8 protein-coding genes, 1 tRNA gene and 3 rRNA genes are annotated in these 14,950 nt (G+C 54.1%); 6 read left to right on the top strand and 6 right to left on the bottom strand.

Annotated elements, in window-relative coordinates; genetic code table 11:
- Positions 1-396 precede the first annotated feature (396 nt).
- The 5 genes from ACEPLT_RS17000 (at position 397) to ACEPLT_RS16980 (ending at position 6,878) form a co-directional block, all read left to right on the top strand.
- A 16S ribosomal RNA gene (locus ACEPLT_RS17000) occupies positions 397-1,938 on the top strand.
- 85 nt (positions 1,939-2,023) lie between these two features.
- Positions 2,024-2,099: transfer RNA gene (locus ACEPLT_RS16995), tRNA-Glu, on the top strand.
- 183 nt (positions 2,100-2,282) lie between these two features.
- A 23S ribosomal RNA gene (locus tag ACEPLT_RS16990) occupies positions 2,283-5,188 on the top strand.
- Positions 5,189-5,257: 69 nt separating this feature from the next.
- Positions 5,258-5,373 (top strand): 5S ribosomal RNA (gene rrf, locus ACEPLT_RS16985).
- Together the 16S, 23S and 5S rRNA genes with 1 tRNA gene alongside form the textbook arrangement of a ribosomal RNA operon.
- A gap of 209 nt (positions 5,374-5,582) precedes the next feature.
- Positions 5,583-6,878 carry an MFS transporter gene (locus tag ACEPLT_RS16980; protein WP_045908524.1) on the top strand — a complete coding sequence of 432 codons (1,296 nt, stop codon included), beginning with the start codon at positions 5,583-5,585 and terminating at the stop codon, positions 6,876-6,878.
- On the opposite strand, the gene ACEPLT_RS16975 is transcribed toward ACEPLT_RS16980, so the two are convergent.
- The 5 genes from ACEPLT_RS16975 to trxC all read right to left on the bottom strand — a co-directional run bounded on the left by ACEPLT_RS16975 (position 6,875) and on the right by trxC (position 12,602).
- A complete protein-coding gene (locus ACEPLT_RS16975) occupies positions 6,875-7,198 on the bottom strand; it encodes a YfiM family lipoprotein (RefSeq protein ID WP_008502197.1) in 324 nt (107 codons plus the stop codon). The two genes, ACEPLT_RS16980 and ACEPLT_RS16975, sit on opposite strands and share 4 nt — an antisense overlap.
- A 45-nt stretch (positions 7,199-7,243) precedes the next feature.
- Entirely contained in the window at positions 7,244-8,599 is a 1,356-nt protein-coding gene (gene pssA / locus ACEPLT_RS16970; protein ID WP_232929103.1) for a CDP-diacylglycerol--serine O-phosphatidyltransferase, read from the bottom strand.
- A 110-nt stretch (positions 8,600-8,709) separates the two neighbouring features.
- A complete protein-coding gene (locus ACEPLT_RS16965) occupies positions 8,710-11,373 on the bottom strand; it encodes a bifunctional acetate--CoA ligase family protein/GNAT family N-acetyltransferase (RefSeq protein WP_063616232.1) in 2,664 nt (887 codons plus the stop codon).
- A gap of 35 nt (positions 11,374-11,408) precedes the next feature.
- Entirely contained in the window at positions 11,409-12,107 is a 699-nt protein-coding gene (tapT, locus tag ACEPLT_RS16960) for a tRNA-uridine aminocarboxypropyltransferase (RefSeq protein ID WP_032675355.1), read from the bottom strand.
- Positions 12,108-12,176: 69 nt separating this feature from the next.
- Positions 12,177-12,602, bottom strand: a complete 426-nt coding sequence (gene trxC, locus ACEPLT_RS16955) for a thioredoxin TrxC (RefSeq protein WP_447088289.1) — start codon at positions 12,600-12,602, stop codon at positions 12,177-12,179.
- A 204-nt stretch (positions 12,603-12,806) separates the two neighbouring features.
- Between trxC and ACEPLT_RS16950 the strand changes: the two genes are divergently transcribed.
- Complete coding sequence (locus tag ACEPLT_RS16950; protein ID WP_008502192.1) at positions 12,807-13,907, top strand: tRNA/rRNA methyltransferase; 1,101 nt, start codon at positions 12,807-12,809, stop codon at positions 13,905-13,907.
- Positions 13,908-13,947: 40 nt separating this feature from the next.
- Here ACEPLT_RS16950 and ung read toward each other — a convergent pair whose 3' ends face one another.
- A complete protein-coding gene (gene ung / locus ACEPLT_RS16945) occupies positions 13,948-14,637 on the bottom strand; it encodes a uracil-DNA glycosylase (protein WP_023294333.1) in 690 nt (229 codons plus the stop codon).
- Positions 14,638-14,950: the final 313 nt, after the last annotated feature.

Raw genomic sequence — 14,950 nt, 5'->3', positions numbered from 1 at the left:
TCGTTTTTGTTTAAAAACCAGGCGAAAATTGAGGTCTGGAGTGAGGTTTGCCTGGAAAGTGAGCAGTCAGTAAATAATTTTCACTTTATCCTTGCAGGTTCGGAATTACTCCCTATAATGCGCCTCCACTGACACGGAACAACGGCACACACGCCGCCGGGTCAGCAGAGAATAGCGAAAATAAACGCTTGACTCTGAAGCGGGAAAGCGTAATATGCACACCCCGCGCCGCAGCGAAAAGCGAAGCGGCACTGCTCTTTAACAATTTATCAGACAATCTGTGTGGGCACTCAAAGTGACATGGATTCTTAACGTCCTCGGACGAAAAATGAATACCAAGTCTCTGAGTGAACATACGTAATTCATTACGAAGTTTAATTCACGAGCATCAAACTTAAATTGAAGAGTTTGATCATGGCTCAGATTGAACGCTGGCGGCAGGCCTAACACATGCAAGTCGAGCGGCAGCGGAAAGTAGCTTGCTACTTTGCCGGCGAGCGGCGGACGGGTGAGTAATGTCTGGGAAACTGCCTGATGGAGGGGGATAACTACTGGAAACGGTAGCTAATACCGCATAACGTCGCAAGACCAAAGAGGGGGACCTTCGGGCCTCTTGCCATCAGATGTGCCCAGATGGGATTAGCTAGTAGGTGGGGTAATGGCTCACCTAGGCGACGATCCCTAGCTGGTCTGAGAGGATGACCAGCCACACTGGAACTGAGACACGGTCCAGACTCCTACGGGAGGCAGCAGTGGGGAATATTGCACAATGGGCGCAAGCCTGATGCAGCCATGCCGCGTGTATGAAGAAGGCCTTCGGGTTGTAAAGTACTTTCAGCGGGGAGGAAGGCGTTGAGGTTAATAACCTCAGCGATTGACGTTACCCGCAGAAGAAGCACCGGCTAACTCCGTGCCAGCAGCCGCGGTAATACGGAGGGTGCAAGCGTTAATCGGAATTACTGGGCGTAAAGCGCACGCAGGCGGTCTGTCAAGTCGGATGTGAAATCCCCGGGCTCAACCTGGGAACTGCATTCGAAACTGGCAGGCTAGAGTCTTGTAGAGGGGGGTAGAATTCCAGGTGTAGCGGTGAAATGCGTAGAGATCTGGAGGAATACCGGTGGCGAAGGCGGCCCCCTGGACAAAGACTGACGCTCAGGTGCGAAAGCGTGGGGAGCAAACAGGATTAGATACCCTGGTAGTCCACGCCGTAAACGATGTCGACTTGGAGGTTGTGCCCTTGAGGCGTGGCTTCCGGAGCTAACGCGTTAAGTCGACCGCCTGGGGAGTACGGCCGCAAGGTTAAAACTCAAATGAATTGACGGGGGCCCGCACAAGCGGTGGAGCATGTGGTTTAATTCGATGCAACGCGAAGAACCTTACCTACTCTTGACATCCAGAGAACTTTCCAGAGATGGATTGGTGCCTTCGGGAACTCTGAGACAGGTGCTGCATGGCTGTCGTCAGCTCGTGTTGTGAAATGTTGGGTTAAGTCCCGCAACGAGCGCAACCCTTATCCTTTGTTGCCAGCGGTTAGGCCGGGAACTCAAAGGAGACTGCCAGTGATAAACTGGAGGAAGGTGGGGATGACGTCAAGTCATCATGGCCCTTACGAGTAGGGCTACACACGTGCTACAATGGCGCATACAAAGAGAAGCGACCTCGCGAGAGCAAGCGGACCTCATAAAGTGCGTCGTAGTCCGGATTGGAGTCTGCAACTCGACTCCATGAAGTCGGAATCGCTAGTAATCGTAGATCAGAATGCTACGGTGAATACGTTCCCGGGCCTTGTACACACCGCCCGTCACACCATGGGAGTGGGTTGCAAAAGAAGTAGGTAGCTTAACCTTCGGGAGGGCGCTTACCACTTTGTGATTCATGACTGGGGTGAAGTCGTAACAAGGTAACCGTAGGGGAACCTGCGGTTGGATCACCTCCTTACCTTAAAGAACCTGCCTTTGTAGTGCTCACACAGATTGTCTGATGAAAAGTAAATAGCAAGGCGTCTTGCGATTGAGACTTCAGTGTCCCCTTCGTCTAGAGGCCCAGGACACCGCCCTTTCACGGCGGTAACAGGGGTTCGAATCCCCTAGGGGACGCCACTTGCTGGTTCGTGAGTGAAAGTCACCTGCCGTCATATCTCAAAACTGACTTACGAGTCACGTTTGAGATATTTGCTCTTTAAAAATCTGGATCAAGCTGAAAATTGAAACGACACATCTTAAATGGTGTGTTCGAGTCTCTCGAATTTTCGCAATCAGAAGTGAAACATCTTCGGGTTGTGAGGTTAAGCGACTAAGCGTACACGGTGGATGCCCTGGCAGTCAGAGGCGATGAAGGACGTGCTAATCTGCGAAAAGCGCCGGCGAGGTGATATGAACCTTTGACCCGGCGATGTCCGAATGGGGAAACCCAGTGTGTTCCGACACACTATCGTTAACTGAATACATAGGTTAACGAGGCGAACCGGGGGAACTGAAACATCTAAGTACCCCGAGGAAAAGAAATCAACCGAGATTCCCCCAGTAGCGGCGAGCGAACGGGGAGCAGCCCAGAGTCTGAATCAGCTTGTGTGTTAGTGGAAGCGTCTGGAAAGTCGCACGGTACAGGGTGACAGTCCCGTACACGAAAACGCACAGGTTGTGAACTCGAAGAGTAGGGCGGGACACGTGGTATCCTGTCTGAATATGGGGGGACCATCCTCCAAGGCTAAATACTCCTGACTGACCGATAGTGAACCAGTACCGTGAGGGAAAGGCGAAAAGAACCCCGGCGAGGGGAGTGAAAAAGAACCTGAAACCGTGTACGTACAAGCAGTGGGAGCACCTTCGTGGTGTGACTGCGTACCTTTTGTATAATGGGTCAGCGACTTATATTCTGTAGCAAGGTTAACCGTATAGGGGAGCCGAAGGGAAACCGAGTCTTAACTGGGCGTTAAGTTGCAGGGTATAGACCCGAAACCCGGTGATCTAGCCATGGGCAGGTTGAAGGTTGGGTAACACTAACTGGAGGACCGAACCGACTAATGTTGAAAAATTAGCGGATGACTTGTGGCTGGGGGTGAAAGGCCAATCAAACCGGGAGATAGCTGGTTCTCCCCGAAAGCTATTTAGGTAGCGCCTCGTGAACTCATCTTCGGGGGTAGAGCACTGTTTCGGCTAGGGGGCCATCCCGGCTTACCAACCCGATGCAAACTACGAATACCGAAGAATGTTATCACGGGAGACACACGGCGGGTGCTAACGTCCGTCGTGAAGAGGGAAACAACCCAGACCGCCAGCTAAGGTCCCAAAGTCATGGTTAAGTGGGAAACGATGTGGGAAGGCACAGACAGCCAGGATGTTGGCTTAGAAGCAGCCATCATTTAAAGAAAGCGTAATAGCTCACTGGTCGAGTCGGCCTGCGCGGAAGATGTAACGGGGCTAAACCATGCACCGAAGCTGCGGCAGCGACGCTTATGCGTTGTTGGGTAGGGGAGCGTTCTGTAAGCCGTTGAAGGTGTGCTGTGAGGCATGCTGGAGGTATCAGAAGTGCGAATGCTGACATAAGTAACGATAAAGCGGGTGAAAAGCCCGCTCGCCGGAAGACCAAGGGTTCCTGTCCAACGTTAATCGGGGCAGGGTGAGTCGACCCCTAAGGCGAGGCCGAAAGGCGTAGTCGATGGGAAACAGGTTAATATTCCTGTACTTGGTGTTACTGCGAAGGGGGGACGGAGAAGGCTATGTTAGCCGGGCGACGGTTGTCCCGGTTTAAGCATGTAGGCGGAACGATTAGGTAAATCCGGTCGTTTTTTAACGCTGAGGTGTGATGACGAGGCACTACGGTGCTGAAGTAACAAATGCCCTGCTTCCAGGAAAAGCCTCTAAGCATCAGGTAACATCAAATCGTACCCCAAACCGACACAGGTGGTCAGGTAGAGAATACCAAGGCGCTTGAGAGAACTCGGGTGAAGGAACTAGGCAAAATGGTGCCGTAACTTCGGGAGAAGGCACGCTGATATGTAGGTGAAGCCCCTGCGGGTGGAGCTGAAATCAGTCGAAGATACCAGCTGGCTGCAACTGTTTATTAAAAACACAGCACTGTGCAAACACGAAAGTGGACGTATACGGTGTGACGCCTGCCCGGTGCCGGAAGGTTAATTGATGGGGTTAGCGGCAACGCGAAGCTCTTGATCGAAGCCCCGGTAAACGGCGGCCGTAACTATAACGGTCCTAAGGTAGCGAAATTCCTTGTCGGGTAAGTTCCGACCTGCACGAATGGCGTAATGATGGCCAGGCTGTCTCCACCCGAGACTCAGTGAAATTGAACTCGCTGTGAAGATGCAGTGTACCCGCGGCAAGACGGAAAGACCCCGTGAACCTTTACTATAGCTTGACACTGAACACTGGTCCTTGATGTGTAGGATAGGTGGGAGGCTTTGAAGCGTGGACGCCAGTCTGCGTGGAGCCGTCCTTGAAATACCACCCTTTAATGGCTGGTGTTCTAACGTAGACCCGTAATCCGGGTTGCGGACAGTGTCTGGTGGGTAGTTTGACTGGGGCGGTCTCCTCCCAAAGAGTAACGGAGGAGCACGAAGGTTAGCTAATCCTGGTCGGACATCAGGAGGTTAGTGCAATGGCATAAGCTAGCTTGACTGCGAGAGTGACGGCTCGAGCAGGTGCGAAAGCAGGTCATAGTGATCCGGTGGTTCTGAATGGAAGGGCCATCGCTCAACGGATAAAAGGTACTCCGGGGATAACAGGCTGATACCGCCCAAGAGTTCATATCGACGGCGGTGTTTGGCACCTCGATGTCGGCTCATCACATCCTGGGGCTGAAGTAGGTCCCAAGGGTATGGCTGTTCGCCATTTAAAGTGGTACGCGAGCTGGGTTTAGAACGTCGTGAGACAGTTCGGTCCCTATCTGCCGTGGGCGCTGGAGAATTGAGGGGGGCTGCTCCTAGTACGAGAGGACCGGAGTGGACGCATCACTGGTGTTCGGGTTGTCATGCCAATGGCACTGCCCGGTAGCTAAATGCGGAAAAGATAAGTGCTGAAAGCATCTAAGCACGAAACTTGCCCCGAGATGAGTTCTCCCTGAGACTTTAAGTCTCCTGAAGGAACGTTGAAGACGACGACGTTGATAGGTCGGGTGTGTAAGCGCAGCGATGCGTTGAGCTAACCGATACTAATGAACCGTGAGGCTTAACCTTACAACGCCGAAGATGTTTTGGCGACGAGACAGACACGATTTTCAGCCTGATACAGATGAACAGAATTTGCCTGGCGGCTTTAGCGCGGTGGTCCCACCTGACCCCATGCCGAACTCAGAAGTGAAACGCCGTAGCGCCGATGGTAGTGTGGGGTCTCCCCATGTGAGAGTAGGGAACTGCCAGGCATCAATTAAGAAGAACCCCGTACCGTAAGGTGCGGGGTTTTTTGCTTTTGTTTTCCCACTCTGGCTTTTGTCTTAATCCCTTATCCTGCTAATGGAATGTGTGATCTCTGTCTCAATGTGATTTATAACAAAATTATAACATTTCATTTACGAGGTTATTGAGTCTCCAGGCTCAATACGCCGCAGTTTATGGCAGGAGCATAATCACAATGACAGAAAGCATGACATCAAACGGGACGCTGGCTCACAGTGATACCCGAAGAAGGGTATGGGCAATCATCAGCGCCTCTTCAGGGAATCTGGTTGAATGGTTCGACTTTTACGTCTACTCATTCTGTTCACTCTACTTCGCACATATTTTCTTCCCCTCCGGCAACACCACCACGCAGCTGCTACAAACGGCAGGAGTCTTCGCCGCAGGCTTCTTGATGCGACCCATCGGGGGTTGGCTGTTCGGCCGTATTGCGGACCGTCGCGGGCGTAAGGCCTCTATGCTGATCTCGGTGTGCATGATGTGCTTTGGCTCGCTGGTGATCGCCTGCTTACCGGGATATGCATCGATTGGTACCTGGGCACCGGCGCTACTTTTGCTGGCCCGCTTATTCCAGGGATTATCGGTGGGCGGCGAATACGGTACCAGTGCAACCTACATGAGTGAAATTGCACTGGAAGGCCGTAAAGGTTTTTACGCCTCATTCCAGTACGTCACGCTGATTGGCGGTCAACTGCTGGCCATTCTTGTGGTGGTGATCCTGCAGCAAATTCTGACGGACGAACAACTTCACGCCTGGGGATGGCGGATCCCTTTCGCAATGGGCGCTGTACTGGCGGTCGTTGCACTTTGGCTACGCCGTCAGCTAGATGAAACCTCTCAGAAAGAGGTCAGGATGCTGAAGGAGGCGGGAACATTCAAAGGGTTATGGCGTAACCGCAAAGCTTTCCTGATGGTGCTGGGCTTCACTGCAGGCGGCTCTCTCAGTTTTTATACGTTCACCACCTATATGCAAAAATACCTGGTAAACACCACCGGCATGCACGCAAACGTCGCCAGCGTGGTCATGACCGTGGCACTGTTTGTCTTTATGCTCATACAGCCGATCGTCGGTGCGCTCTCGGACAAAATTGGCCGACGTACCTCAATGCTCATTTTTGGCGGATTATCGGCATTATGTACCGTTCCCATTCTGACAGCGCTTCAGCATGTCTCTTCACCGTATGCCGCCTTTGCGCTGGTGATGGTGGCGATGGTGATTGTCAGTTTCTATACCTCCATCAGTGGGATATTGAAAGCCGAGATGTTCCCGGCGCAGGTCCGCGCGTTAGGGGTAGGGCTCTCTTATGCGGTAGCCAACGCGGTGTTTGGCGGATCGGCGGAGTACGTCGCGCTGTCGCTTAAATCATGGGGAAGCGAAACGACATTCTTCTGGTACGTAACGGGAATGGGGGCACTGGCGTTTGTTGTCTCCCTGATGCTGCATCGCAAAGGGAAAGGCATTCGACTTTAATAGCGCGCCATCTGCCATACGGCATAGCCGGTCGTTGCGCCGGCGACATCCCAGGCGAAATCTTTCCAGCTCCAGCCGCTCCCTGCGGGGCGGCTATCCCACAGTTCTTTTGATGCCCCAAGACCTACTGAGAACATCAACCCGATCGCCGCGCTACGATCCCGGCTGTATCCCTGGTGCTGGGCATATTCATTACCGGCTGCGGACAACATCGCGGAAGCGAGGAAATGCTGTGCTTTGTCCTGTCCGGACCAGCTATCGTTAGCCATATGGCTACAGCCACTCAGGAAGAGCACACTCAGTACCAGAGGAATACGCATCAAGGGGCTCCATAAAAAAGCCCTGCGGGTGACAGGGCCTGGATATTACAGAATACGGCTGATAAGTCGGTCGATACGGATACGACGTAAGCGGCGAATAAGCTTGCGAACTTTTACCGGATAATCGGCAATGCTCTGCAGTTCGCGGTAGTGATTCACCACGGTCGTATGGGTGCGAATCAGCTCCAGCTCGCGCTCACGTTGGGCGGCTAACTCATGCTGCGGGTCATGGATCAGGATAGCGTTTTCCAGATCCAGTCGCCATGCGCGCGGATTCAGGTTGTTACCTGTCAGCAGCATCCACTCATCGTCGACCCACATGCCTTTGAGATGGTAACTATTGTCTTCATCTTTCCAGAGACGCACAACCAGCTGGTCAGTGTTGACGTAATACTGTAAGCGGCTCAGGAAACGACGCAGGTTAATCTCATAGAGATAAGGCAGCGCACCAATGATTTTAAACGGCTGATCTTCGGGAATGAAGAAGTCATTTGCCGTTTTATCACCCACGATGATCTCTACTTTTTTACCCTCGCGCAGCAGCTGAATGATATTACGCACCAGCACGGCAGGAAGGTTGAAATACGGCGTGCAGATAGTCAGTTTCTGCTCCGCGCACGGCATCAGATGGAAAATCGTTTTGTTCAGCAGGCTTGATTTGCCGAGCCCTACCAGCGGGGTAACGGATAACTCTTCGTTGTTCGCATCGCCCTGGAAATGATAGACCGCATCGCGCAGCTCCTGGCGGAAGGCGCGAACATCGTTTTTGATCTCCGGGCTTTTAGGGCGCTCGGGATCGTCAAGACGATTAACGCCACGGCCATGAACCAGATTTTTATCAACCCAGTTGAACATGATATCGGCCATCTGCGGATTACGGATCAGATGGTAGCGGTCATAGCGATATTTATCGAGCTGATGAAGGTAGACATCATTGAGGCTGGCGCCGCTGTAAAGCACGCTGTCATCAATGATGAACCCCTTGAAATGAAGAACGCCGAGCGCTTCACGGGTATTCACCGGGACGCCATAAACAGGCACGTCAACGCCAGGATTTTCCTGCGCCGTGTGGCAATACCAGTCAGCATTGGTGTTTGATGCGGCAGCGCCAATACGGCCACGCTGGGCGCGATGCCAGTCTACCAGCACGCGAACATCCAGTTCCGGACGCTGACGTTTGGCTTCATAGAGCGCGTTCAGGATCGCGCGCCCGCCTTCATCCTGTTCAAGATACAGTGCCACAATGCAAATGCGTCGCGTGGCGCTGGCTATCTTTTCCAGAAGCGTCTCCCGAAAATGAGCGGGAGCGTAAAAGAACTCTACATCATCAACTGACTGAGAAATCTTCGGTAGTTGAGCAAGGTGTTGTTGATGTTTATTACGCTTAAATTTTGACAACATCACAGTGCGTTTCTTCTCTGTTCATTGAAGGGTTGTCTGTACTATGCAAACAACATAAGCGGACAATGATACCACCAGTCCCGTCCAAAGTGGGTAACATTTCCAGTAGCTTACTCGCGTTTGTCTGCTGATGTCAGACTGAGGGATAAGGCAACAATACCTTCGTCCAGCTGAATATCAACGTCAAACCCAAGTTTTCGCGCCAGGGTCACCATACCGCGATTGTTAGGCATAGTAATGCCATTAAGGCGTAACAATCCGTGATCTCGCGTATAACTGATGAGTTTTTCCAGCAGTCGTCTTCCCAGGCCCAGACCTTTAAGATCGGAGCGCACCAGCACGGCAAACTCCGCATCGACGTTATCCGGGTCAGAAATGGCACGCGTGACGCCGAGGATCTCATCACCCTCATCGGCGCGACGAACGGCAACAAACGCCATTTCTCGATCGTAGTCGATCTGGGTCATATTGGCTAAATCATCGTGGGTAAATTCGTTGATTTCGCTAAAATAGCGATAATAAAGATCCTCTTTTGTGACCTGAGAGATAAAGGCCCGCAGTTGGGGCTCATCTTCCGGCAGAATAGGGCGGAACAAGGCGCGTTCCCCATTTTTCATCTCAACCCACTCCTCCAGCTGCAGGGGATACGGGCGGATCGCCAGACGGCTCTCTCTGTCTCCTTCAAAGGGCGCGATATCCAGGGTCACGTCCAGCGCCGTAAACTCATTGCCGGAGGCGAGCAGCGGATGAATATCCAGCCGCTGGATCTCGGCGCAATCCACAATCAGGTTAGAGACCTGTACCAGGAACTGACTTAGCCCGGCAATATCAAGCGGACGCAGCGCGCTCCGGCCGCGGATCTTTTTGCTTTTAATCGCCTGGATGATCAGATAACGCGCCAGGTTCATGTTCAGCGGCGGTAGCGCCACGACGGCCTGCTCCTCCGGGCGCCACTCCACGCCGCCTTCACCCAGCATGATGAGCGGGCCGAAAACGGGATCGTGTTCGACCACCACGCGTAACTCCTGAGCGCCTGCGCGGTTAGCCATGCTTTGCACCAGCAAGCCGTGGATCCTTGCCTGCGGCCAGGCCATTTTGACCCGATCGAAGATGGCATCGGCTGCCTGCTGCACCTCTGCCGCCGTCCGCAGGTAGAGCATCACCCCCTGAACGTCAGACTTATGCGGAATATCCGGCGAACGCAGCTTCAGGGCAACCGGATAGCCAATCTGCTCGGCAATATGCACGGCCTCAGCGCTGTCGCTGGCGATCCAGGTCGGCAGGGTCTGCATCCCGTAGCTGCCCAGAATGGGCTGGACTTCATGCGTATCCAGCGACGTCGCGCCCTCTTCAATCGCCTGCTGCAACAGCCGGTGAACGTCAACGGTATTGGCTGTCAAATTCCCGGGCAACGCCGGCGTCTCGCGGAGCTGTTTCTGGTTGCGGCGATATTCCACCATATGCATAAACGCGGTTATGGTGCCTTCCGGCGTGCGGTAGGTTGGCAGTCCGGCTTCGCTGAACAGGCGTCGCGCCTCCTGCGAAGAAAACTCACCGCACCAGTTGGTGAGCAGGGTGACATATTTGCCTCGCGGATGATTGCGCACAGCATCAATGAGCGCGCGCGCGCTTTCGCTGCCCGGCGCGACCGCGCTGGGGGAGTGGATAATCATCAGCGCGTCGAAATCCTGGCTATCCAGCAAAATGGAAATGGCCCTGATATAGCGGTCGCTGCTGGCATCATCGCGTAAATCAAGCGGATTGCCGGGCGTCACGCTGGTCGGAAGCGCGTCTTTCAGGCGCTGCAGCGTCTCTTCACTCAGCGTGGCCAGCTTGCCGAAGCGCCGCCACAGCTCATCCAGCGCGAGTGCGGCAGGAGCGGCGCCGTTACTGACAATCATTAATTTCTCGCCGCGCAACGGGCGCATATGGCTTAACGTTTCAACGGCGGAAAAAAGCTCGTGCGTATCCTGCACCCGCAGCAAACCCGCGCGCTGAATAGCGGCGTCCCAGGCGGGATCCATGCCGGAATGCGACTGCAGCAGACGCTGAGCCGCAGGGCTGCGCCCACTTTTGATTACCAGGATCGGCTTATTGCGCGACGCGCTTCGCGACGCCGAGACAAAACGACGCGCGTCGCTGAGGTGCTCAAGATAAAGCAGAATCGCACTGGTTTTACCGTCGCGCGCCAGAAAATCCAGCAGCTCATCAACGTCGATATCCAGACTGTCGCCGAGAGCAATGAAGTAGGAGAATCCCATTTCACGCTGCTGCGCCCAGTCGAGGATGGTGTTCGATACCGCAGCCGACTGCGAGATAAACGCGAGCTTGCCTTTGCGGATCGGAACCGGAGAGAAGCTGGCATTTAAGCCCTGCCAGGGGGCGAGCAGGCCGAGACTGTTTGGTCCAAGAATGCGCATTTGATAGCGGCTGGCGCAGGCCAGAAGCTCGGCTTTCTGTTCAGGCGGAGACGAGAGAATAATGCAGGTTTTACAGCCTTTCTTGCCTAGCGATTCCAGCAGCTCCGGATTCCGTTTCGCGTTTGTACACAGTACGGCCAGATCCGGTACGAAAGGCAGGCTCTGTACATCAGGCCATGCAAGCACTCCCTGAACTGCCTTATACGCGGGCGTGACGGGCATGACGGGTCCATTAAATCCTCCGGCCAGCAGGTTGCGCATCATCAGATAGCCAGCACGATCCGGTTTCATTGATGCGCCGATGACGGCAATGGATTTAGGACGAAGTAGCGCTTCTAACCCTCGCTGGCTCATGCAGGCCTCCTGTGAATGCAAGCGACCTGATGATTTTAAACGCTTTCCGTCTCGGCTGCTGTGACGCTGCCCTTATGAACGGTTTTTCCCGCCAGATAGCGTTCCCGGAAACAGGAGAAATGGTTGCCCAGGGCGCCAGCCGCAGCGGTATCACCCGCCAGATCCAGAAGCGCAATGGCCACTTCGGCGGTGCAGTATTGCCCGTCAGCATGCGCTTCACGCAGGCGGTAGGCGGAGACGCGGGAAAGATCGACAGAAATCACCGGCAGTGCGTCGAGATAAGGGCTTTTGCGAAACATTTTTCGCGCTTCGGTCCAGGTGCCGTCCAGTATAATAAACAACGGCGGTTTACCGGATGGCGGCGTCGAAAGCACCTGGCGATCGACACCTGCATATGACGCGGGGAAAACGACCATCGGCTGATAGTCCGGGCTTGCCACTAAGTCGAGCAGGGCCTGAGGGGGCTCCGTGCGGGACCACTGAAACGCCGCGGTATCCGGCAGAATATCGGCAATCAGGCGACCAGTATTGCTGGGCTTCATCGGCTCGGTATCAAACATGACCAGACAAAAACGGCTCTGTGCCGAACTTGGGGTCAGCGTCTCGCACAGGCAAACCTTCAGCGGCAGCAGGCAACGCTGACAGCGGCGAATACGGTTTCCGCGCGCGAGGAACGGACGGGTGGCGCGCGCAAGGCGTTCGGCGCGTAATTGAAGAACAGCGTTATCAGTCATGGGCGAAATGCAGGAAAAACCCTATTTTCGCAGAGGCGGGAACGGGGCACAAGATGTGCCCCGTGAATGTTACAGTGATTCGTTAAGCCAGCTATCAAACGGGGCTTTAGGCACCGCACCGTTGAGCATGTCGACCACTTCACCCTTTTTGAAAATCATAATCGTCGGGATGCTGCGAATGCGAAAACGGGCGCTCAGTTCAGGTTCAGCTTCAGCTTCAGTATTGACCTTAACGAAACGTATTTTCCCGCTGCGTTCTTCGGCCACGTCTTCGAAGATCGGCGCGAAGCTTCGGCATGGGCCACACCAGGGCGCCCAGAAATCCACTACGACAGGCAGATCGTCCTTGAGGAGTTTGTCCAGCGTAGCACCCGTCGCGTTAATGACATCGCCATCAAACAATTCATGGCCACAACGTCCGCATTTCGCACCATCTTCAATCCGATCGTCCGGAATGCGGTTAAGAGCCTGACAGTTGGCACATACGGTATTCATAACTAACCTCTGATAGAGCCGTGGGACAGCGGCAAGATGCCGATAATGTTTCTAATATGTTACATATTATCAATGAGCTTGTTTGAAACAACAATGCGTTTTATTCAATGAGAACAATAGTCACAGGCTTTTGTACGAAATTATGGCTATGCGCTGGCACATCGGGTAATCTGCGCGCTTCGCGCAGCGCTGGTGGAGAAAAGCATGAACGACGAAATGAAAAACAAAAGCGGCAAGGTCAAAGTGATGTATGTCCGCAGTGATGATGACTCTGATAAACGCACCCAAAATCCGCGTACCGGAAAAGGTGGCGGGCGTCCGGCGTCTTCTCGTGCAGACGGTGGCCGTCGCCCCGCCCGCGATGACAGAAACAACCGCGGTGATGACCGCAAACGTGATGACCGCAAGCGTGACGATCGCAAACGCGATGACCGTCCGCGGGATGACTTCTCACGTGATAACGCCTCCCCGTGGCGCACCGTTTCTCGTGCCCCTGGCGACGAAACGCCAGAAAAGGCCGATCACGGCGGTATCAGCGGTAAAAGCTTTATCGACCCGGAAGTGCTGCGCCGTCAGCGTGCGGAAGAGACCCGCGTGTATGGCGAGAACGCCTGCCAGGCGCTGTTCCAGAGCCGTCCTGAATGTATTGTCCGCGCCTGGTTCATCCAGAGCGTAACCCCGCGCTTTAAAGAAGCGCTGCGCTGGATGGCGGCAAACCGCAAAGCCTACCACGTGGTTGATGATGCCGAGCTGACCAAAGCATCCGGTACCGAGCACCACGGCGGCGTCTGCTTCCTGATCAAAAAACGTAACGGAACGACCGTTCAGCAGTGGGTCAGTCAGGCGGATGCCGATGACTGCGTGCTGGCGCTGGAAGATGTGGGCAACCCGCATAACCTGGGCGCAATGATGCGTAGCTGCGCGCACTTTGGCGTGAAAGGCGTGCTGCTGCAGGATGCCGCGCTGCTGGAATCCGGCGCTGCGATCCGTACTGCGGAAGGCGGAGCCGAGCACGTACAGCCGATCACCGGCGATAGCGTGCTGGATGCCCTTGAGCAGTTCCGTAAAGCGGGTTATTCCATCGTGACTACCTCGAGCCATGCCGGTACGCCGCTGTTTAAAGCGACGCTGCCACGCAAGATGGTGCTGGTGCTGGGTCAGGAACGCGATGGTCTGTCTGATGCAGCGCTCTCCAGTGCGGATCTGAGCGTCTCAATCGATGGGACAGGCAATGTGGAAAGTCTGAACGTATCCGTTGCAACCGGCGTACTGCTGGCCGAATGGTGGCGTCAGAATAAGGCATAAGCCTCTTCATGTGCCGGGCCTGACCCGGCACATTCAAATACTACTCGCTCTCTGCCGGTAACACAGGCATCCAGTCAATTGGCGTTTCGCCACGTTTTTCCAGCCATTCGTTCGCCAGAACAAAATGATTACTGCCAAAGAAACCGCGATGTGCAGACAGCGGTGACGGGTGCGGCGCTTTCAACACGTGATGACGCTGGCGGTCAATAATCGCCCCTTTCTTCTGCGCATGCGATCCCCAGAGTAAAAACACGACCCCTTCACGGTGTTCGTTGATCAGGCTGATGACTTTATCGGTGAACGTCTCCCAGCCCAGGCTGGCATGCGAGTGCGCCTGGCCGGCCCGCACGGTGAGTACCGTGTTCAATAACAACACGCCCTGGCGCGCCCAGCTTTCCAGGTAGCCGTGGTTTGGTCGGGTAAACCCGGGCACGGTTCCTTCAAGCTCTTTATACATATTGAGCAGAGAAGGGGGGATCGCCACGCCCGGACGTACGGAAAACGCCAGCCCATGCGCCTGGCCCGGACCGTGATAGGGATCCTGGCCCAGAATAACCACTTTCACATCGCTCAGTTCGGTGTAGCGAAAGGCGTTGAACACATCTTTCTGCGGTGGGTAAATCGTCTGTCCGGACTGACGCTCAGCCGCAACGGTGTTGAGCGTATTGATAAAATAGGGCTGCTGCTTTTCTTCTGCCAGCACGTCATGCCAGGTTAAAGGTGTCGTCATCTCGCTCTCCTGCGAATCTCAATCTCTGACTAGCTTACCTGCTAAAGCCCGGTGAGCAAAATTCCACGCCGAAATGTGCGCTAAGTGGCTAAATTTATGTTGAAAATGTGCAGGATAAATTGAATTGGTAAGGTCATAAAATTGATCTTAAGCAATAAATTCAAACCACACTCTTTATGTGGTTGGTATTTTTGTTGATTTAAATCAATAAATCGCCGGGGTGTGAATGATATATATACACACAAGAAACAATGGTTTTACCAATTGGCCGCGAGAGGCCGACATCAGTTAATGTAGCCTAGGGAGGCAACAC

This window comes from Enterobacter sp. fkY84-1 (assembly GCF_052974705.1).
This window is presented reverse-complemented; position numbering and strand designations above follow the sequence as displayed.